Origin of the sequence: Thermomonospora umbrina, from assembly GCF_003386555.1 — a bacterium.
In the GTDB taxonomy this organism is placed as follows: domain Bacteria; phylum Actinomycetota; class Actinomycetes; order Streptosporangiales; family Streptosporangiaceae; genus Thermomonospora; species Thermomonospora umbrina.
Genome location: NZ_QTTT01000001.1, coordinates 4,947,897 through 4,967,622, shown reverse-complemented (window position 1 = coordinate 4,967,622; position 19,726 = coordinate 4,947,897). Strand labels below are relative to the sequence as shown.

Annotated in this window: 12 protein-coding genes and 1 tRNA gene; 6 read left to right on the top strand and 7 right to left on the bottom strand. The window is 66.6% G+C overall.

All coding sequences use genetic code 11. The annotated features are described in order from the left end of the window. Positions 1–10: 10 nt before the first annotated feature. Complete coding sequence (locus DFJ69_RS22085; protein ID WP_211328693.1) at positions 11–4,045, top strand: Eco57I restriction-modification methylase domain-containing protein; 4,035 nt, start codon at positions 11–13, stop codon at positions 4,043–4,045. Between the two features lie 21 nt (positions 4,046–4,066). Here the strand turns inward: DFJ69_RS22085 and DFJ69_RS22080 are convergent, their stop codons facing one another. After that, on the bottom strand, positions 4,067–5,356 hold the full coding sequence (locus DFJ69_RS22080) for a type IIL restriction-modification enzyme MmeI (RefSeq protein WP_211328692.1): 1,290 nt from the start codon (positions 5,354–5,356) through the stop codon (positions 4,067–4,069). Here DFJ69_RS22080 and DFJ69_RS22075 point away from each other — a divergent pair. From DFJ69_RS22075 to drmC, 4 genes are all read left to right on the top strand, one after another. Next, on the top strand, positions 5,241–6,725 hold the full coding sequence (locus tag DFJ69_RS22075; protein WP_342769874.1) for a recombinase family protein: 1,485 nt from the start codon (positions 5,241–5,243) through the stop codon (positions 6,723–6,725). The two genes, DFJ69_RS22080 and DFJ69_RS22075, sit on opposite strands and share 116 nt — an antisense overlap. Positions 6,726–6,813: 88 nt before the next feature. Beyond that, the gene (gene drmA, locus DFJ69_RS22070; RefSeq protein ID WP_116024363.1) at positions 6,814–10,521 is read left to right on the top strand and encodes a DISARM system helicase DrmA; all 3,708 of its coding nucleotides are present in this window, start codon (positions 6,814–6,816) and stop codon (positions 10,519–10,521) included. Further along, complete coding sequence (gene drmB, locus DFJ69_RS22065) at positions 10,521–12,566, top strand: DUF1998 domain-containing protein (protein WP_211328690.1); 2,046 nt, start codon at positions 10,521–10,523, stop codon at positions 12,564–12,566. The genes drmA and drmB overlap by 1 nt, the downstream gene beginning before the upstream one ends. Further along, entirely contained in the window at positions 12,556–13,278 is a 723-nt protein-coding gene (gene drmC / locus DFJ69_RS22060) for a DISARM system phospholipase D-like protein DrmC (protein WP_116024362.1), read from the top strand. Before drmB ends, drmC begins: the two co-directional genes overlap by 11 nt. A 745-nt stretch (positions 13,279–14,023) precedes the next feature. Here the strand turns inward: drmC and DFJ69_RS22055 are convergent. The 4 genes from DFJ69_RS22055 to DFJ69_RS22040 all read right to left on the bottom strand — a co-directional run bounded on the left by DFJ69_RS22055 (position 14,024) and on the right by DFJ69_RS22040 (position 17,086). Further along, positions 14,024–14,095: transfer RNA gene (locus tag DFJ69_RS22055), tRNA-Gln, on the bottom strand. A 108-nt stretch (positions 14,096–14,203) separates the two neighbouring features. Beyond that, positions 14,204–14,842, bottom strand: coding sequence for a DUF2461 domain-containing protein (locus tag DFJ69_RS22050; RefSeq protein WP_116026805.1), 639 nt, complete (start codon positions 14,840–14,842; stop codon positions 14,204–14,206). Positions 14,843–14,921: 79 nt separating this feature from the next. Further along, the gene (locus DFJ69_RS22045; RefSeq protein WP_116024361.1) at positions 14,922–15,686 is read right to left on the bottom strand and encodes a fumarylacetoacetate hydrolase family protein; all 765 of its coding nucleotides are present in this window, start codon (positions 15,684–15,686) and stop codon (positions 14,922–14,924) included. 110 nt (positions 15,687–15,796) lie between these two features. After that, a complete protein-coding gene (locus DFJ69_RS22040; protein ID WP_116024360.1) occupies positions 15,797–17,086 on the bottom strand; it encodes a cellulose binding domain-containing protein in 1,290 nt (429 codons plus the stop codon). 153 nt (positions 17,087–17,239) lie between these two features. Here DFJ69_RS22040 and DFJ69_RS22035 point away from each other — a divergent pair, with 153 nt between their 5' ends. Next, positions 17,240–17,602, top strand: a complete 363-nt coding sequence (locus tag DFJ69_RS22035; protein WP_116024359.1) for an antibiotic biosynthesis monooxygenase family protein — start codon at positions 17,240–17,242, stop codon at positions 17,600–17,602. Between the two features lie 20 nt (positions 17,603–17,622). Here DFJ69_RS22035 and DFJ69_RS22030 read toward each other — a convergent pair whose 3' ends face one another. Continuing rightward, positions 17,623–17,907: a GNAT family N-acetyltransferase gene (locus DFJ69_RS22030; protein ID WP_116024358.1), complete on the bottom strand. Its 285-nt coding sequence runs from the start codon at positions 17,905–17,907 to the stop codon at positions 17,623–17,625. Between the two features lie 47 nt (positions 17,908–17,954). Continuing rightward, positions 17,955–19,535, bottom strand: coding sequence for a citramalate synthase (gene cimA, locus DFJ69_RS22025; RefSeq protein WP_116024357.1), 1,581 nt, complete (start codon positions 19,533–19,535; stop codon positions 17,955–17,957). Between the last annotated feature and the right edge of the window lie 191 nt (positions 19,536–19,726).

Sequence of the window (19,726 nt, the reverse complement as noted above, 5' to 3'; positions counted from 1 at the left end):
GGGCAAAACCGTGAACGCCACCGACCAGCACCGGGCCTGGCTCGAACTCGTCGACGCAGAAGGGCCTTTCCTGGCCATCCCGCCCCTCAAGCGTGTGTGGCCGCAAGGGATGCCCGGCCTCTCTAGCGAGCGCAAATCCGCTTTCGTCCATGCCCTCAAGGATTTCGAGGCGGCGTGGGAGAGGCTCGACCGCAGTCCTGACTCCGAGAGCGCGCAGGAGTTCTACCGCGTGGCTCGCGACAAGTGGGTTGAGACGACTCTCCGTGACGTCGCCGGTTGGGCTGAATCTCTGTCATGGGGCGAGGTTCCCGGTGTCGAAGCACAGTCGCCCAACCGAGCCGTGACGATCTCAGCGCAGGCATCCGTCAACGGCGTCGAAGGCATTGGTGCGATCGTCCACGTCATCGACCCCGTCGACTCTCTCCGCCAGACACCGAGCGACCTGTGGGCCGCGAGCCCGGTCGACCGCGTCGAGGTCATGCTGCGCGAGAACAAGATCCCGATCGGCATCGTGACTGACGGCCGCTGGTGGGGACTGGTCTGTGCGCGTGAGAGCACGATGGCTGCATCCGGCGTTGTCGACGCCCTGACGTGGATCGAGGAACCGCGCACCCGTGATGCCTTCCTCACACTGATCGGTCGGCAGCACCTCATCGGAGGCGACCCGACTGAGCGGCTTGCGGTGTTGTTCGAGGAATCGGTTGCGGCGGCAGAGGAAATCACCGAAGCGCTTGGCGCGCAGGTCCGCCGAGCCGTCGAGCTGCTGATCCAGTCCTTTTCGGAGTCAGCCGTCGAAGCTCGTCGGCGGGGTCTCCCTAACCCGCTGCCCACCCGTACCCACGACAGCTACGAAGCTGCGGTCACGGTGATGATGCGCGTCGTGTTCTTGCTGTTCGCTGAAGAGCGCGGGTTGCTGCCTTCTGGCGAACTGTTCGAGCAGGGCTACGGCATGGCCGGTGAACTGGAGCGCCTCATCGCCCGCGAGACCGAGGAGAGCGAAGAGTCGCTCGACGCCACCTCGCTCACGTGGCACCGACTGCTTGCCACGAGCCAGGCGCTCTACCAGGGGGCGAGCTTCGAGAACCTCCGCATGCCCGCCTATGGTGGCTCGCTCTTCGACCCTGCCCGGTTTTCGTTCCTCACCGACACGAACGAGCAGGGCACTCTCGCCGTCACCGTTTCCGACCGCGTCATGCTCCACGTTCTCCGATCCGTCCAGATCGCTGACATCAAGGGCGAGGCACGCCGCATCTCCTTCCGCGATATCGATGTCGAGCAGATCGGCTATATCTACGAAGGCCTCCTTGGCTACACCGCAGCCATCGCCACCGAGGTCACGGTCGGGCTCAAGGGCAAACTCGGCGCAGAACCGGAAATTCCCCTCGCCAAACTCGAAGCTCTCGCCGCCGAACACACTGACCCGAAAAAGCTCGCGACAGCAATCCGTGCTTTCGTAGCGGTCGACCAGCCGTCGGCCAAGCCACCCTCGGTGGCTGCCATCGCCAAGGCCATCGGCACCGAGGTCGAGGCTAGCGCCGTAAGCGCCCTTACCCAGGCCGTCGGTGATGCCCTTGCCCTCCGCGACCGAGTGAAGCCCTGGCTTGGACTGATTCGGCTCGACCTTCGCAAGCGCCCCTTCGTCGTCCTCGACGGAGGTCTCATCGTCAAGGAGACTCCGTCTCGCAAGAACGCCGGCGCCCACTACACACCGAAGTCGCTGGCGGAGGACGTCGTCCTCCATGCTCTCCAACCGCTCTGCTACGCACCTGGTCCGCACCAGACCGCCAGCAAACAGGAGTGGACACTCAAAAGGTCACACGAGCTTCTCGGCCTGAAGGTCGCCGACATCGCCTGTGGCTCTGGGGCGTTCCTGGTGGCCGCAGCTCGCTACCTCGCCGAGCGTGTCGTCGAGGCGTGGATTGCCGAGGATCCGAGCAACGCTGTGCGCAGGGACCTCTACACCCGCGCCATCCGCCAGGTTGTCGCCAACTGCCTCTACGGTGCCGACATCAACGACATGGCCGTCGAGATGTGCAAGCTTTCCCTCTGGCTCGTCTCACTCGACCGCGACCTGCCGTTCTCCTTCGTAGACGACAAGATCCTCATCGGCAACTCACTGCTCGGGGTGACCGACCTGGAGCAGCTGCGACATCTGCACATCGATCCGACCCGAGTCTCCGGCCAGCAGGTGTTCGACATTTTCGATGTCGACATCGACGCGATCGTCCAGCGCGCGATCGACCTCCGGAGACGCCTGCTCACCGAGATCGACGAGAACGACCCGGCGCGCACCAGCGCCGCCAAGCGCCGCCAGCTTGCCGACTTCCGCCAGGTGACATCGGACCTGCGCACGATCGCCAACGGGGTGGTCGCCGTCGGGCTTGCCCTTGGAGGTAAGCCCTCCAAAGGACTCGACGAGGCGTACGGCAACCTCCGCCTCGCGGTCCGAGCGACCTACCCCGACCGAGGTGAACCCGACAACACCTTCCTCAAGTCGCTGACCGAATCCGGCCTGACGCCAACCGTCGCAACCGACTACGAGCGGTGGCAGCCGCTGCACTGGGTCATCGAGGCACCCGACATCATGGACAAGGGCGGTTTCGACGCGATCGTTGGCAACCCGCCCTACCTTGGCGGCCAGAAACTCACCGGCGCGATGGGCACGAACGTTCGCGACTGGTTGGTCAACACCGTTGCGGAGGGTCGGCGCGGCAGCGCAGACCTGGTGGCCTACTTCCTCCTCCGTGCCACATCGCTCTTGCAGACGAACGGCACACTCGGATTGATCGCCACCAACACCGTCGCCCAGGGCGACACCCGCGAGGTCGGCCTGGACGCGATGGTCACCGCCGGCTTCACGATCACACGCGCCATCCAGTCCCGCTCCTGGCCGGCATCAACCGCCAACCTGGAGTACGCCGCCGTCTGGGGCACCCGCGGACCTGTGCCCGAAGAGCTACCACGTGTTGCCGACCACCTCGCGGTGCACCGAATCAGCACACTTCTCGAACCTGCCGGTCGGGTCAATGGCCACCCCATTCGACTTGCCGAAAATGCAGGTATCGGGTTCATTGGGTGCTATGTGCTCGGCATGGGGTTCGTTCTCGACGTTGCTGAAGCGCAAGAGTGGATTGCCGCCGATCCACGCAACGCTGAGGTGCTCTTCCCCTACCTCAACGGCGAAGACCTCAACAGCCGACCCGATGCCTCGGCTTCACGATGGGTCATAGACTTCAACGACCGGTCCGAAAAGGAAGCCTCCACATACGCACTGCCCTACCACCGACTCATAGAAGCAGTGAAACCTGAGCGGCAGCGGTTGAAACCAGACGGCTCGTTCGTATTGCGAAGGCCACTACCGGAACGCTGGTGGCAGTACGGCGAGAAGCGGCCGGCGATGCGCAAGGCCATCGCGCTGTTGCCGGAGGTTTTGGTCATCGCTCGTGTCAGCAAAACCGTCATGCCGATACGGGTCCCGACCGGGCAGGTCTTCCACGAAAAGGTAGTCGTCTTCGCTACCGACTCTTACGCCGTCCAGGCACTCTTGTCATCGAGCATCCACCAGCTCTGGGCGATCAAGTACGGAACAACGATGCGGACAGATCCCACCTACACGCCTGACCTCGTCTTTGGCTCCTTGCCGCGCCCGGAGATCTCAGATCGACTTCATGCTGCCGGCCGCATGTTGAACGACGAGCGGCAAGAAATAATGGTCCGCCGCGACCTTGGCCTGACTAAGCTCTACAATTTGGTCAACGATCCGGCGAATCATGGGGACAAGGACATCGATCGACTACGCGAGATCCACGTGGAAGTCGATGTCGCAACTATAAATGCATATGGCTGGGAAGACATCGATCTCGGCCATGGTTTTCATATCTATCGACAGATGGAGCGCTGGAGCGTCAGCCCTTCAGCGCGTATCGAGATCCTCGACCGTCTCCTACTGGAGAATCACGTTCGAGCAGCCAATAGCCGGGGCGTGGATGACGTCGTTGCCACGCAAAAAGTTTCCACCGAGGAAGGCACTCTATTCGACGAGTAGCGCGCTGACCAGCCACTTTGCTCAGTCGAAGAGCGTCGCGTGTTCAGAAGGGACCTCCAGGTGCCGTGGAGATCTTTCTGTCTGCGGCAAGTTTGCAGCGCGTCGATGGTTCTCCTCAAGAAGTCGATCGAGGATCTCGACGCGGGCTACCGGGCTTACCGTCCAGCGCTTCATCCTCCTGAAGCTATAAAAGCCATGGCTCGGCACAACATCAGCCCAACCGTAGGCATCCAAAACACACTGATCGAGTTCGATGTGAATGGCGCGAATACGTGAAACGTCACTGTCTATTGAATCGGTATGTGTTGGGTCGTTCACAAGGTTGTAGAGTTTGGTGAGTCCGAGGCCACGGCGGAGCATGATCTCACGGCGCTCCTTGTCGAGAATGCGACCGGTGCGCTCCAGTTGCTCGTTCAACTCAGGGCGAGGGAAGGTCTCGAAGACGTCGGAAGGGGCATAACGCGGGTCGTTCCGCATACCCGAGCCGTAGGTGATGGCCCAGAGTTGGTGCAAGCTTGATGACAACACTGCCTGAATGCCGTAATCATCCGTAGCGAACACCACACACATTTCGCTCATTATTTGCCCGGTCGGGACCCGTATCGGCATGACGGTTTTGCTGACACGAGCGATGACCAAAACCTCCGGCAACAGCGCGATGGCCTTGCGCATCGCCGGCCGCTTCTCGCCGTACTGCCACCAGCGTTCCGGTAGTGGCCTTCGCAATACGAACGAGCCGTCTGGTTTCAACCGCTGCCGCTCAGGTTTCACTGCTTCTATGAGTCGGTGGTAGGGCAGTGCGTATGTGGAGGCTTCCTTTTCGGACCGGTCGTTGAAGTCTATGACCCATCGTGAAGCCGAGGCATCGGGTCGGCTGTTGAGGTCTTCGCCGTTGAGGTAGGGGAAGAGCACCTCAGCGTTGCGTGGATCGGCGGCAATCCACTCTTGCGCTTCAGCAACGTCGAGAACGAACCCCATGCCGAGCACGATGCAACCTTGGAAGGCAACCCCGCCGTTCTCGGCTAGGCGCACAGGGTTACCTTCGATGCGTCCGGCAGGTTCGAGGAGCGTGCTGACGCGACGAACCTTGGTCTCGTCACATACCCGTTGGACGCCATCGGCAACTGCATCCAGGGTGCCCCAGACGGCGGCGTACTCCAGGTTGGCGGTTGATGCCGGCCAGGAGCGGGACTGGATGGCGCGTGTGATCGTGAAGCCGGCGGTGACCATCGCGTCCAGGCCGACCTCGCGGGTGTCGCCCTGGGCGACGGTGTTGGTGGCGATCAATCCGAGTGTGCCGTTCGTCTGCAAGAGCGATGTGGCACCTCGTAGGGTGAGGGCCGCCTCCCTCGGATGGTCTGTCCCCACCATGAACATGAATCAAGCCAAACGATGTGTCCTCTACGCCAGGCTCAGCGTCACCAAGGAAGAGTCTGTCTCGATCGCTCGTCAGCTTCAGTCCTGCCGTAGGTACGCCGAGGCCCGAGGGTGGGAGGTGATCGGCGAGTTCGTCGACGACGGTATCTCCGCCAGCGTCAACCGTCCCGAGGACCGCCGCGGCTGGGCCGCGCTTCTGGCCGCGCGTGACTTTGACGCTGTGATCATCTGGAAGGTGGACCGCCTCGCCCGCCGGGTCCTTGACTTTCTCCACGCTGATGAAGCGCTCCAGGAGAGAGGCGCCGGTCTTGTGGCCGTCGAGGATCCGATCGACATGACCAGCCCCCAGGGCCGAGCCTTCGCGGTCATGCTCGCCGTGTTCGGCGAGATGGAGGCCGAGGCGATCCGAGCCCGAGTCCGCGCGGCGCGGGTGCAGTTACTCAAGGATGGTCGATGGGCTGGCGGAGGAATCCCCTACGGCTACCGGCCGGCGGCGAACCCTGACGGCCCGGGCTGGGTACTCGTCAAGGACCCGGATCGAGCACCGTGGCTCGCGCAGGCCGTGGGCATGGCTCTGTGCGGCGTCACGGTCAACGCCATCACGACCTGGTTGACGACCAGCGGCGCACCTCTTCCCGCCTGCTCCGGGGCGCGGCGGAAGTCGGGCGTCGCCGCGTGGAACCGCCAGACCGTGGACGGACTCTTACGGAACCCGATCCTCGCGGGCATGACCCCGCACAATCCCGGACGGCCCAAGAGCGCGAAGCGTGCCGACCCCTTCGCGGTGTTCCGCGATGAGGACGGCGTCCCGGTCATCAATGAGGCCCTCGCCGTGATCACCACCGACCAGTTCGCGACGTTACAGAAGATCCTCGACTCCCGGAGCACTCCGCAGGCGCGTAAGCGGAGCGAGCGGGAGGCCACGAGTCCTTTCCTGTCGCGGGTGGTTCGTTGCGATGACTGTGACCGGTTCATGTGCCGTGGGACGAACCAGAAGCGCCCTGTCATCTACTGCCCGGTGTGCAGACAGACGATGAGCCGGTCGGCGTTTGATCCGTACCTGATCCATCGCCTGCTGAACGAACGCGGAGCCGAGCCGTTGGGTGCCTCGACCGTTCAAGCCCACTGGGCGGCCGCCGGCCCGAGTGACCTGGCTCGGCGGGAGATCCTTCTGTCCCAGCTCGAAAGCCTGCGCGTCCGCCGGGGAATCGTCGGCCGCTACTTCGACGACGAGCGCGTTCTGCTCCGATGGCGTCAGACGGCATCGAAGGGTGAGGTCGCGCGTTCGGGGGACTCTCCTTGAACCGAGTCTCCCCTTCTCCTCGTTGACCCCGCCCGGATTCCTCTGATGCACGGCCCTTTGTCAGATTCCTCCGGCAGACTTATGACCCGTGACGGAAACCACTGAGGCAGCCGGACCGCAGGCGTCGTACAAGCTGAACCACAAGTTGGACGGCTCCTCGTATGCGGTGCGCGAGAACATCGTGGACATCCTCCAGCGCGAGCTCCTCGGTCCGATTCACGGCCCTGAGGAGACGCTCCCGTTCAGCCCGCGCTCGCAGTACCTCGCGGGGCATATCGCTCCGGTAAAGCTTGTCGGCTCGGCAACCGCTTCGACGGACGACACCGACGGAGAGGCACTGGTCCAAGTCCGCACGGACGACGACGGCGTTACAGGAGGACGGGGCGTCCCTGCGTACGCAGCCGAGGACGCTGAGGCGGATGCAGAAGAGGATGATGTTGAGGACCGTGCGCCGAAGCAGGGGATGATGGTCCCTTCCTCGATGGGTTTGCGCTTCCAGCTGCCGTCCGACCTCGAAGCGTTCCGTGTGGTCGCGTCGTGGGGGACGTACGAGACGGTTGAGACCGACAAGGTCTCCAAGGCCGGCCGGCCGATGCGCGAGTACCAGCGCACCCCGGTCGAAGAGACGCGCACCATCCGCCTGGCCGACCTCAAGGCAGGTCAAACCGCGTCCGTGGCACTGAGGGAGTCGATTGTCCTTCGGGTCGACCGCTACGACGATCCGAAGTACGGCCGAGTGCTCGTGGAGATCGCGCTGTGCAATGACCGCGAGACACCGATGCCGATCCCACTGAGCATGTGGATGTTCCAGACCAAGCTCGTGATCGATGCCAGCGGCTCCGAGGCGTTCCTGCCCGTGCGGGACGTGCTGGAGCACGACTGGCCTGAGCACGACGAGGAGGTCAAGCGCCTCAACCTCCAGTATCGCAACAGGCTGGAGTTCGCGATCGGCCGCACGTGCTCGGCCGACTGGACGGTGAGGCCGGGTTCACGTCGCGCCTCGGCTGTCGAGACGACATGGCTTCCGATCGCCGAGACACCACAGACAAGGGCGCGGTCGGTCGAGGACGCCTTGTTGTCGATGGATGCTCTGGCCTCAGCATCCGCAGAAGACGTGCGTGCGGGGCTCGCACCGCTGGTTGATGGCTACGGATCGTGGCTGGACGCGCAGGAGACAGTAGCCGCTGAACTGCCGAGCCATCTACGAGAGACCGCCGACGTCGCACTGTGGGAGGCGCGCGCAGCGCACAAGCGATTGGTCGCTGGTTTGGAGCATGTCGCCAGTGATCGAGAGGCGTTGCGTTGCTTCCAGTTCATGAACCGGGTCATGCGCGATCAGCGCATCGCATCGCAGGTCGCCGCGGCACGCGCCGCTGACGCCGCCTTGTCGATCGAGCAGGCACGGGAGGCCGTCGCGAGCTATGGCGCGTCGGCGGCGTCATGGCGCCCGTTCCAGCTCTCCTTCATCCTGATGCAGCTCGGTGCACTGACCGACCCCGCTGATCCGATCCGGAGCTCAGCGCACCAGTCGAAGGTCGAGCTCCTCTTCTTCCCGACCGGTGGTGGCAAGACCGAGGCATACCTGGGGCTCGCGGCCTACACGTTCGCGATACGCCGCCGCCAGGGCATCGTGGAGTCGGCGGACGGACCACTCGACGGGCGTGACGGCATCGCGGTTCTGATGCGCTACACGCTCCGCCTGCTGACGGCGCAGCAGTTCCAGCGTGCGACGACGCTGGTGTGCGCGGCGGAGTTGGCTCGTCGTGAGGACGAGGCGACATGGGGAAGCGAACCGTTCCGCATCGGCCTGTGGGTCGGGACCGCTGTCAGCCCGAAGCGGTTCGAGGAAGCCGACGAGCAGCTCACCAGGGCCAACGAGTTCGGTCGCCACCGGCTCACAGTCCTTCAAATCCAACGCTGCCCGTGGTGCGGCACACTGATCACCGCGGCCCATGTGAAGGCCGACGCAGCGCGGAGACGCGTGTTTGTTCACTGTGGCGACGAGTTGGCTCGCTGTCCCTTCGCCAAAGGCGGCGCCATCAGCGAGGGTCTCCCCGTTCTGACCGTCGACGAGGAGATCTACCGCCTCACGCCAGCCTTCGTGATCGCCACGGTCGACAAGTTCGCCCGGCTCGCACGGGAGGGTGAGGCCGCCGCGCTGTTCGGATACGTCAGCCGGCGCTGCGGTCGGCACGGTTACGTCCATGCCGACTACACGCCGTGCCAGGTGGGATCGCACCCCGCGAGGGACGGTCTGCCCACCGCGACCGTGGCACCGGTCGGTCGCCTGCGTCCGCCGGACCTCATCATCCAGGACGAGCTGCACCTCATTACCGGCGCTCTCGGCACTTCGGTCGGTCTGTTCGAGGTCGCCGTCGAGACACTCTCGTCATGGGAGAAGTCAGACGGTTCTTCGGTCAAGCCGCTCATCGTCGCCTCGACCGCAACGGTGCGCAACGCACAGGAACAGGTCCGTGGCCTCTACGGTCGCCAAGTGGAGGTCTTCCCGCCGCAAGTGCTCGACGTCGCCGACACGTTCTTCTCGCAGGAAGTCCCCATCGACGACAAGAATCCTGGCCGCCGCTACATCGGAGTGAGCGCTCAGGGCGTGCGCCTGTCCAGCGCCGAGATCCGTGTCTCGGAGGTTCTGCTCTCTTCGGGTCAGTTGCTGCTCGACCGGGCCGGTGCCGCCGCCGATCCGTACATGACGCTGGTCGGCTACTTCAACGCAACCCGTGAACTGGCCGGCATGGCACGTTATGTCGCCGACGACGTCCAAAACCGGGTGAAGCGCCCGCGCAAGGGCTCCGGTTATCCGAGTCGGCGCGGTGCAAGCTTCGGCCTGCTGAAGACGGGAGAGCTGACCTCCCGCATCGCCTCGTCCGAGATCGGCGCGACGCTCGACCGACTCGGTCTTGAGTTCGATCCCGACTACGACTCCACCGAAGCCGCCCGTCAGCGCATCGCGGACGCGAAGGAAGGCAAGGACGTGACACGTCGCGGTGAGGCCGACTCACCCTTCGACGTGGTACTCGCGACATCGATGTTGCAGGTCGGTGTTGACGTCCAGCGCCTCGGTCTGATGCTGGTCGTAGGTCAGCCCAAGAACACTGCGGAATACATCCAAGCGTCCTCTCGTGTCGGTCGTGACCCATCCGATCGGCCCGGGCTGGTGGTGTCGCTCGGCAACTGGGCCCGTCCCCGCGACCTTGCTCACTTTGAGCAATTCCGGCACTATCACGAGACCTTCTACGCTCAGGTCGAGGCCCTATCGGTAACCCCGTACTCGCCGACTTCCTTGGCGCGAGGCATCGACGGGCTCCTTGTCAGCGCGGCTCGTGTGCTGCAAGCCTCCGTCACCGGCGGACTCTCCGCCGAGCGCGAGGCGTGGCGGATCAAGGACCAACGTGGCGCGGTCGAAGCGATCATCGAAAGACTCAAGAAACGCATCGCGGCGGCTGCCCGCGATGAGACCGCGACCAAGCGAGCCAACGATCTGCTCGTCAACCGCCTCGACCGTTGGGCCGAACGAGCTCAGCGTGCCGCCGAAAAGCACAAGACCCTTGTCTATGAACGTACCGGCGAGGGCGAGAAGTACCTGCCACTGATCATCAGCCCGGAGAACGCCAAGGCCTCCGTCGGCGGATCGCTCGAAGCGCCGTTCGTCATCGCGAATTCGATGCGCGAAGTCCAACCGGAGATCAACCTACTGGTCAGCCCGTTTCCCGAACGACTCTTCGCGCGCACGCCCGAAGGCATCGCCGACTGGACCCTGCCGATCGCGGAGGACGACTGATGGCCGATCCCTTGCCCGAGTCCGTTGACGACATGCTGCACGACGAGCACGAGCTGCTCGACCCCCTCGGCGACGCCGAGGCAGGCGTGGTCAAGAACCGCGCCAAGGTCGGATCCGCACGCCCGTCATCCCTGCTCTACACCTACGGTCCCGGCGCGATCATGGACCTGCCGAACTTCTCGATCATGCCCGCCGGCCTCAGCGATTGGGAGCCGATCTGGAAGCGCCGCGACCACATCCCGAGCATCTTCGAGCCGCGCTTGCTCAAGGTCGTTCGGTTGCACCTCGGCGAACAGGTCGATGCCCTACGGCCGTTCCCCTGGCAGCCCAAGCGGATGGGCATGTCCAACGAAGGCTCCGACCTCGGCATCCCCGCCCGTGTGTTTCCACAATGGTTCCGTTGCACCGGATGCGACTACCTCGGGCCGCTGCCGCGCTTCAGCTACGCAAACACCCATCCTTTCCGGCCCGATCTGGCACAGTTCACCCACAAGAACTGTCCAGGGCGCGGCGGCAAGTCCAAAAAGAAGTCCGGCAGCCCGGCCGTCCCGGCGCAGCACCTGCTGACCTGTGCCAACGGCCACCTCGACGAGTTCCCATACTCGCTGTGGGTCCACCGAGGCAGGAAGTGCTCCAAGGCGAACCTGCCCGACCTGAAGATGCGCGACGCGAACGTCGGTAAGAGCGTCGGCTCGATCATCGGCTGCGTTTCGTGTGGGCGGTCTCGCGGCATGGCCGAAGCGCAAGGCTCTGTCGGTCGGGAGAAACTTCCGCAGGAGTGCCGCGGCCGACACCCGCACCTCAACGCGTTCGACAACAAATGTGATGCCCGGCCTGCGCTGATCATGATGGGCGCATCGAACCTCTGGTTCGCCTCGACCCAGTCGATCATTGTCATGCCTCGTACCGACGCCGAGGAGAAGGAAGCCCTCGCTGCCCGGCTACGCGTCGAGCTGGGCGTGGAGCAGGTCGAACAGTTCGGCAACCAGCTCGACGTCATCAAAGCCCTCGCAGGTGCGAAGAACATTGACCTCGACGGTCTGACGAACGCCGACATCGCGGCTGCCGTCGCTGCCGTCATCGCTCCGGCTGACTCTGAGGAGGAGCGCCAAGAGAAGCGCGCCGCATGGGACCCGGTCGACCTCCTGGTCCCCGAGTGGCGCTACCTCCAGAAGCCCGCACTGTTTCCGCAACAGCAGAACTCCAGTGGACTCATGGTCACCGAGATGCGGCGCGACCCCGACCTCCATCCGCGGATCAGCCGCATCGTCGCGGTCAATCAGATGAAGAAGGTCAACGCGGTCCTCGGCTTCACCCGCCTGGACGAGATGGACCGGGTGAATGACCTCATCGGCCGCCTGGTCAAGCTCACCCGCGATGGCAAGCCGACGTGGGTTCCCGCGACCGAAGATCGCGGTGAGGGGATCTTCCTCCAACTCGACCTCGACGCGGTGGCAAGCTGGGAGCAGCGTCTCCTCTCGACGTCGTTGTGGAGTGCGCACCGGGCGGCTCACCGGCGCAACTTCGAGCGGCGGTTCTCTGAAACCGCCAAGAACGTCGACCCCGATGTTCGTCTACCCGCTCCCCGCTACTGGCTGCTCCACACGTTGTCACATGCGCTGATCCGCGAGATGGCGATGTCCAGTGGCTACGGTGCGGCCAGCTTGACAGAGCGGATCTACGGCTGGGCGGCTTCGCCGCAGCGGGAGGCCGCTGCCGGCCTGCTGATCTGCACCACCGCTTCCGATAGCGAAGGCACTCTCGGCGGCCTCGTCGCTCTCTCCGAGCCCGACCGTCTCCGCGGCTTGGTGGTCTCCGCACTCCGCCGCGCGGCACGCTGCTCGTCCGACCCCGTGTGCGCGATGCGGACCCCGAGCGACCCAGAAGACTTTCTCCACGGCGCCGCGTGCCACTGCTGCTCCTTCGCCTCCGAGACCTCGTGCGAGAAGGCCAACCGGTTTCTCGACCGGCGGCTCCTGCTCAACCTCCCGACAGCCACGGGCGAGACCGTCCCAGGGTTCTTCGGGAGCCCGGATGCCCTCTGATCACTTCGCGTCACTCGGGGGATTCCTGACCTTCAGCGAAGCCGAAGCGCTCGCAGTTCAGTTCGAGTCCGGCCAGCACACCGTCAAGGCACTCACTGTTGTCAACGCCGCCCGTCGTGAAGAGGTCAAGCGGCTGCTCGCCGCTGCCGGGCTGAATCACACCGACGGCGAACGTGCGGCAGGGGTCCTGAGAGCCATCGCCGGCGCGAAGTCCTGGCACCGTGATCTCACGCCCGTGTGGACGATGCCCGGCAACGAGGCCAAGGTCGGTCACCTCACCAGCGAGTTCCACCGCATCGTTCAGGCGGCCCGGCAGTCGGTCGTATGCGCGACGTACAACTTCGAGCAGACTTCGCGGATGTGGACCGTGCTCAAGGAGGCCTCCGAGCAGCCCGGCGTCGTCGTCACCGTCTACATCGATGGCGACAAGGCTGACGCCGTCAAGGTCAAGACCCGACTCCCGAAAGCCACGATCTACCAGTCGACCGAGTTGCCCAGCGGCAAACGTGTGGTCAGCCACGCCAAGTTCATAGTCATCGACCATGAGGTCCTAATGCTCACCAGCGCGAACTTCTCTTTCAGCGCTGAGAACCACAACGTCGAGTTCGGCCTACTAGTGCGTGATTCCGCCCTCGCCGAGTCCGTCGAGTCCACCATGGCCAGCAAGCACGGCACGCTCTATGAGCTTGCCCGGACAGCAGGGAGAAGTTAGCTGTCCGGTGGCGTCCGGTCGCCGTGAATGAGGTGGCATGGGGCAGCACGGCCGTGACCGCGATAGCCGGCAGCGACACCAGGCGGTGCCGTGCCCGCACGCATCTCTAGCACCCTGCAACACCGCGAGACCGCACAAGGGGGTGGAGTCGCCGATCGCTCAGTCCCTGGCACAGCGGCCACAGCCGACCTTCAAATCGTCCCCAGCATGTTGCCAGCGGACCGTAGATGCGACTGTGCCATGCCGTTGACTGGACGCGGCCCGGACTGCTCTACCCGTAAGGGGTCAGAAGCCCTGGGCGCTGATGCCTTCTGTGGATGAGCGCCGACGATCTAGCGCTGGTTCCGACCTCTCAGCGTCAGATCAGATACGGCGCGTGCGCATGGTCGTCGCGGGAAGTCCTGTAGATCCGTCGGCCTAGCCTACGCAGATCGATCTCCCACACCCGCACCGCTCGCCTCTGACCAGGACCGGCCCGTTTGTTGCCCCACCGATGATCCACAGCTCTGACGGGCCTTCCCTGGCTCAGCTTCAAGCAACCGCGATCGCGGTGCCGTCAGGGATAGGGTCGCTCGGCTCCATCGCCTGGACGGAACACGGGTGCTCTCGAGGGCCAGAAGTGGCGGCTCGCATCTGGCCGCCCCGCACCCGTGGTGGCGACTGCTCCCAATGCGCTCCCAAGTGGGAGGGTGGAATGACGAAGGCGCGACTCCCGGAGGGGCCGCGCCGCAGGTCGTGATACTTGCTGGGGTACCAGGACTCGAACCTAGACTAACTGAACCAGAATCAGTCGTGCTGCCGATTACACCATACCCCAGTGGCGGGCCGGGCTCTGGAGCCCTGCTCGCGCCTCGAAGAGCTTACCGGACCTGGGGTCCCGCCACCAAAACGATTGCCGGGAAGGTTCCGATCGGGGGCGTACGGATCACCCGGGGAGGGCGGGGCCTCCGAGGTGCTCGGCGCCCCATTCGACCAGGGGGCGGAGGGTGCGCCAGGAGTCGCGGACCCGTCGGACGGTCTCCGGGGTGGCGATCCAGGGCTCGTCGGAGGGCCAGCCGCGATGGGCGTACAGGGCGCGGTGACGGAGCAGCTCGAGGCGGGGATGGTCTTCGGGGGTGCCGCGCGGGCGGGTCTTGAGGCGGTCGCCGGCGATCTCGAAGCCCTCGGTGCGCAGGCGGGCGACGATGTCCTCGAGCTCCCGGCCGGTGCGGTCGTCGTGGACGGCCGCCCGGTAGCGTTTGAGCTGCTCGGAGCCGGGCGCGTACATGCCGCCGGCGACCAAGAGGCCGTCGGCGTCGATCTGGCAGTAGAAGCCGCCGCCCGCGTGGCCGCCCTGGTGGGTCTTGTAGGGCGTCTTGTCCTTGCTGAAGCGGACGTCGCGATAGGGGCGGAAGAGCTTGGCGGGGCCGAACTCGTCCTCGAGCTCGGCGAACAGCTCCGTCATGGGCTCGCGCACGGCATGGTCGTAGACGGCCTTGTGCGCCGTCCAGCGGGCCATCGAGTTGTCGGCCTGGAGGCCCTCGTAGAACTCGAAGGCCTCCTCGGTGAAGCCGGTGAACGACATGAACGGCATCTCCCCCTCTCGTACGACGCCCTCTCGGGCCACGATACGGACGCCGTACGACAGGACGGAGGCGCGCGGGTCAGTCCCGGGAGACGACGCGGTTGGTGAGGGTGCCGATGGACTCGATGGACACCGACACCTCGTCGCCGATCTCCAGGGGGCCCACCCCGGCCGGGGTGCCGGTGAGGATGACGTCGCCGGGCAGCAGGGTCATCACCTGGCTGACGTACTCGATCAGCGCCGGGACGTCGTGGGTGAGCTCGGAGGTGCGGGCCGACTGCCGTACCTCGCCGTTGACCGTGGTGGTGAGCGCGAGATCGGCGGGGTCGGCCTCGGTCTCGATCCAGGGGCCGAGCGGACAGAAGGTGTCGAAGCCCTTGGCCCGCGTCCACTGCCCGTCCCGCTTCTGCAGGTCGCGGGCGGTGACGTCGTTGGCGCACGTGTAGCCGAGGATGACGTCGCGGGCCCGGGCGGCGGGCACCTCGCGGCACATCCGGCCGATCACCACGGCCAGCTCGCCCTCGTAGTCGACCTGTTCGGAGAGCTTCTGCGGGTAGGCGACGGCCTCCCGGGGGCCGATCACCGCCGTGGACGGCTTGCTGAAGATCACCGGCTCGGCGGGCGGCTCGCCGCCCATCTCTCGGGCGTGCTCGGCGTAGTTCTTGCCGATCGCCACGACCTTGCTGGGCAGGATCGGCGCCAGCAGCCGTACGTCCTCGATCGCGAACCGCGCCCCCGTCAGGTGCAGCTCGCCGAAGGGATGGGCCGCGATGGCGGCGACGGAGTCGCCCTCGACCACCCCGAAGGACATCTCGTCGCCCGTGGAGAACCTCGCGATACGCAACTGTCGCCCCGTGGTTGAGTAGTGGACACCAACGCCTCGCAGCCTAGCCGGCGGCACCGACGCGTTTCCGGCCGGTGCCGGTGGTGGGCGAACGGACGGGCCCCCACGGGTCACTCGAAGCCGCAGCTCCGGTCGTTGAAGCGGCAGCGGCCGGGGGTGTCCGGGGCGCCCTCGGCCCCGAAGCGGACCTCGAAGGTGGCGCCCGGCGGGATCGGCCGCGCGCCCATGAGGCTGCGGATCTCCACCGTGTCGCCGCCGCGGACGAGTTCGCCGCCCCAGACGTTCTTGACCCTGTCGGCGGGCACCTCGAAGGTGAGCGTCCACTCCTTCATCGGACGGTCGCCGCGGTTGGTGATGATCAGCAGGCCCTCGTAGTAGCCGGGGTCCCGCTGGACGAGCTGGTACTTCAGACCGTCGCCGTTCACCACCGGGCCGATGGGGGCGCGCGGCGGCGGCGTGGCGCCCGGCGTGCCCTGGCCCGGGTACGGAGCGCCCTGCGACGGTACGGGGACGGGCGCGCCGGGCGGCGAACCCGGGCCCGGGTCGGTGGCGCCGGGGGTCGGCGCACCGGAGGCCCCGGGCGTCAGGACCGCAGGGGGCACCTGTCCGGCACCGGTCGAGGCGCTCGGGCGGGCGGTGGTGGCCTCGGGGTCACCGTCGCCGGACAGCAGGGCGAACGCCACCGCCCCACCGATCACGACCAGGACGAGGACCACGACGGCCCCCACGACCAGCGGCAGCCGCGAGCCGTTCGGCGAGCCGCCGGCGGGCGGGACGGGCCCGGCCTGGAAGCCGGGGACAGGGGAGGCGACCGGCGGGAACGGTCCGCCCGGCGCGCCCACGATCACGCCGGCGGGGGGCGTCGCGCCATCGGGCGCGGGCGGCGGCGCGATCTCGGGCCCCGCGCCTGCGGGCGGCACGCTCGCGACGGCGGGCGACGGGCCGGGGATCGCGGGCTGTGCGTTCGCCTGCGGAACGTCCGGCGGGGGCGCGGCGGCGGCCGCCATCGGGCCCGCCGGGGCGGCCTTGGCCAGCCCGGGGTGCGGCGCGGTCGCCTCCGGAAGCCCGGCCTCCTCCTGCCCGAACTGCTCCGTCCACTCCCCCGGCCCCTGCTCGTTCTCGACGGCCGCCGACGGGGCGACCGCGACGTCCTCGGGATCGTCGGTGGGGAGATCGGAGGGAACGTCGTCCATCGGCAGGTCGGTCACGGTGGCCGGGGCCTCGGACACCGGGTCGACCGCGGTGGCCTCCATCGGGTCGCGGTCGTCGGGCAGGGCGCCGTCCACCATGGTGTCCTCGGCGCCCCCGGACGGGGCGCCGGAGTGCGACCTCTCCGGGATCCGGAACTCCGCGGTCGTCTTGTGGTCGGGCGGGACGTAGCCCGGCTCGTCGGCGCTCAAGTCGTCACCTTCCACACAGCCCTGGACATATCTATGAGGATCCGACGACCGAAACGGCCGTGAGGTTCGCGTGCGGGGACGACCGTGTCCCGAAGGAGACGCGGCCGGCCCCTGGATAGGGTCGAGCCGACCATAGCGGAGAGGGGTTCCACGATGTCCGTCGTCAAGATCAACGTGCTGACCGTGAGCGAGGAGATGCGGACCGAGTTGGAGCGGCGGTTCGGGGGCCGCGCGGGGCTGGTGGAGTCGGCCGACGGGTTCGAGCACTTCGAGCTGCTGCGTCCCGTGGAGGGCACGGACCGCTACCTCGTCTACACCAAATGGCGCGACGAGCAGTCGTTCCAGAAGTGGACCGAGAGCCAGGACTTCCGGCGCGGTCACGCGGAGGCCGCCAAGGACGCCGCCCAACAGGGCCGCGGTCACGGGCACGGGCACGGTGGCCCGGCCGCGATGGGCGCGGAGCTGTGGAGCTTCGAGGTCATCCAGAGCGCCGCGCCCAAGCCCGCCGACGGCTGACCCCGCGCCAGGGGGCGGGGTCAGCCCGCCGCGACGAGCTCCGCGTACTCGGGGTGCCGGTCGATGTAGCCCTTGATGAACGAGCAATGCGGGACCGCCCGGAGGCTCCGCGAACGAACGTCGTCGAGGGCGCCGCGGGCCAGGGCGCTCCCGAGGCCCCGGCCCCCGAACTCGGGGTCGATCTCCGTGTGCGTGAACGCCACCGTGTCGTCGCGGAGCCGGTATTCGGCGAAGCCCGCGAGCCGGCCGTCCAGCCGGATCTCGTAGCGGCTCTCGGCGGCGTTGTCGCTGATCTCATGGCTCATGTGGGTATCAGTGCCCACGAGACGCCGATCATTCCCCCGGGGCGGGGTCACCCCGCCTCGTAGCCGGCGCGCAGCAGCCCGTACGTCACCGCGTCCTCCATCGCCTGCCAGGAAGCCTCGATGACGTTCTCGTCCACGCCGACCGTGCTCCACGAGGTCTCGCCGTCGCTGGTCTCCTGCAGCACCCGGGTGACCGCGCCGGTGCCGAGCCGGCCCAGCTCCAGGATGCGGACCTTGTAGTCGACCAGCTCCATCCGGGCCAGCTCGGGGAAGAGTTGCTCCAGCGCCGTGCGCAGCGCCCGGTCCAGCGCGTTCACCGGGCCGTTGCCCTCGCCGGTGGAGACGATCCGCTCGCCCTTGGCGTGCACCTTGACGGTGGCCTCGCTGACGATCTCGCCGTCCGGGCGGCGCTCCACGATCACCCGCCAGGACTCCACGTCGAAGTGCCGGGTGCGCCTGCCGTTCAGCTCTTCCTTGAGCAGCAGCTCGAACGAGGCGTCGGCGGCCTCGAAGGTGTAGCCCTGCGCCTCCAGGTCCTTGACCCGGTCGACGACCTGGCGGGCCTTCTCGCCGGACAGGTCGTACCCCAGCTCGCGGCCCTTCAGCTCCACGGACGCGCGCCCCGCCATGCTGGAGACCAGCATCCGCATGTCGTTGCCGACCATCGCGGGGTCGATGTGCTGGTAGAGGTTCGGGTCGACCTTGACGGCGGACGCGTGCAGCCCGGCCTTGTGCGCGAACGCCGAGACGCCCACGTACGGCTGCTGCGGGCTCGGCGCGACGTTGGTGACCTCGGAGACGGCGTGCGCGATCCGGGTCATCTCGGCGAGCTGCGCGTCGCTGACCAGTTGCATCCCCCGCTTGAGCTGGAGGTTGCCGACCACGGTGAACAGGTTGGCGTTGCCGCTGCGCTCCCCGTACCCGTTGGCGCATCCCTGAACGTGGGTCGCACCGGCCCGTACGGCGGCCAGGGTGTTGGCGACGGCGCAGCCGGAGTCGTCGTGGCAGTGGATGCCGACCCGGGCCCCGGCCTCGACGACCTGGTGCACCACGTCGGCCAGCTCGTCGGGCAGCATCCCGCCGTTGGTGTCGCACAGCGCGATCACGTCCGCGCCCGCCTCGGCGGCGGTCAGCACGACCTCCAGGGCGTACGCGCGGTTGGCCTGGAAGCCGTCGAAGAAGTGCTCGGCGTCCAGGAAGACTCGTCGGCCCTCCGCACGCAGGTGGGAGACCGTGTCGCGGATCATCGCGAGGTTCTCCTCCAGCGTCGTGCGGAGGGCCAGTTCGACGTGCCGGTCGTGACTCTTGGCGACGAGGGTCACCACCGGCGCGCCCGAGTCGCGCAGGGCGGCCACCAGAGGGTCGTCGGCGGCCTTCACTCCGGCCCGGCGGGTCGCGCCGAACGCGGTGAGCTGCGCGTGCTTCAGGTCCAGCTCGGTCTGAGCGCGCCTGAAGAACTCGGTGTCCTTGGGATTGGCGCCCGGCCATCCGCCCTCGATGAATCCGACGCCCAGCTCGTCGAGGTGGCGCGCGACGGCCAGCTTGTCGGCCACGGAGAGGTTGAGCCCCTCCTGCTGCGCGCCGTCCCGCAGCGTGGTGTCGTAGAGGTGGAATCCGTCGCTGTGCATGGTGCTATCCCTCCAAGGGGACGCGGACGTGGCCGGGAAAAGCAAAAGACCCCTCACGGACGTGAGAGGTCTGCGCGCCGACGGTGTCCTTACGTGTCGGCGCGCCAGCCGATAATCACGAGGCTGTGGCGCATGATGGGCACTTGTCTACCACAGCTCACCGTGGCCGTCACATCGGTCTCACGTGTCGA

What these genes read in the sequence shown, in the direction of transcription:
- DFJ69_RS22075 (WP_342769874.1), top strand. Translation starts at nt 5,241, where the DNA reads ATGGCGCGTGTGATCGTGAAGCCGGCGGTGACCATCGCGTCCAGGCCG.
- drmB (WP_211328690.1), top strand. Translation starts at nt 10,521, where the DNA reads ATGGCCGATCCCTTGCCCGAGTCCGTTGACGACATGCTGCACGACGAG.
- drmC (WP_116024362.1), top strand. Translation starts at nt 12,556, where the DNA reads ATGCCCTCTGATCACTTCGCGTCACTCGGGGGATTCCTGACCTTCAGC.
- DFJ69_RS22050 (WP_116026805.1), bottom strand. Translation starts at nt 14,842, where the DNA reads ATGTCGTTCACCGGCTTCACCGAGGAGGCCTTCGAGTTCTACGAGGGC.
- DFJ69_RS22035 (WP_116024359.1), top strand. Translation starts at nt 17,240, where the DNA reads ATGTCCGTCGTCAAGATCAACGTGCTGACCGTGAGCGAGGAGATGCGG.
- DFJ69_RS22030 (WP_116024358.1), bottom strand. Translation starts at nt 17,907, where the DNA reads ATGAGCCATGAGATCAGCGACAACGCCGCCGAGAGCCGCTACGAGATC.
- cimA (WP_116024357.1), bottom strand. Translation starts at nt 19,535, where the DNA reads ATGCACAGCGACGGATTCCACCTCTACGACACCACGCTGCGGGACGGC.